We start from the raw sequence: 558 nt of genomic DNA on the forward strand, positions 1-558 counted from the left end.
GGCTCGCCGTGCGCGGCTATGTCGCGTTCGCCGCCACCTTCGCGGTGTTTTTTGCCCGTGCCTACGACTTCATCCGGATGGCCGGCATCTCGCAGGTGAACATCCGGCTGGTCGGCTCGCACGCCGGAGTCGAGATCGGTCAGGACGGTCCGTCGCAGATGGCGTTGGAGGACCTGGCCGCGCTGCGCGCGGTACACGGCTCGATCGTGCTCTACCCCGCCGACGCCACCTGCACCGCCAAGCTTGTCGCAACCATGGCCGACACCGCCGGCATCGTCTACCTGCGCACCACCCGCGGCGCCTACCCGGTCCTCTACCCGCCTGGCGAGCAGTTCCCGGTCGGCGGATCGAAGGTTCACCGGGCCGGGCCCGACGATCGGGTCGCCCTGATCGGCGCCGGTGTCACTGTGCACGAATGCCTCACCGCCGCCGACGAACTCGCCACCGCCGGCATCCCCGCGCGGGTCATCGACGCCTACTCGGTCAAACCCATCGACCGCGAAGCCCTGGTGGACGCCTGCCTGGTGACCGGTAGCCGCCTGGTGGTGGTCGAGGACC

1 protein-coding gene is annotated in these 558 nt (G+C 69.9%); it reads left to right on the top strand.

The features are described 5' to 3' along the window. A partial coding sequence (locus C5E41_RS33060) for a transketolase C-terminal domain-containing protein (RefSeq protein WP_308706138.1) occupies window positions 1-558 on the top strand: 558 nt, incomplete at both ends.

Origin of the sequence: Nocardia nova (assembly GCF_002933465.1) — a bacterium.
GTDB lineage: Bacteria > Actinomycetota > Actinomycetes > Mycobacteriales > Mycobacteriaceae > Nocardia > Nocardia nova_B.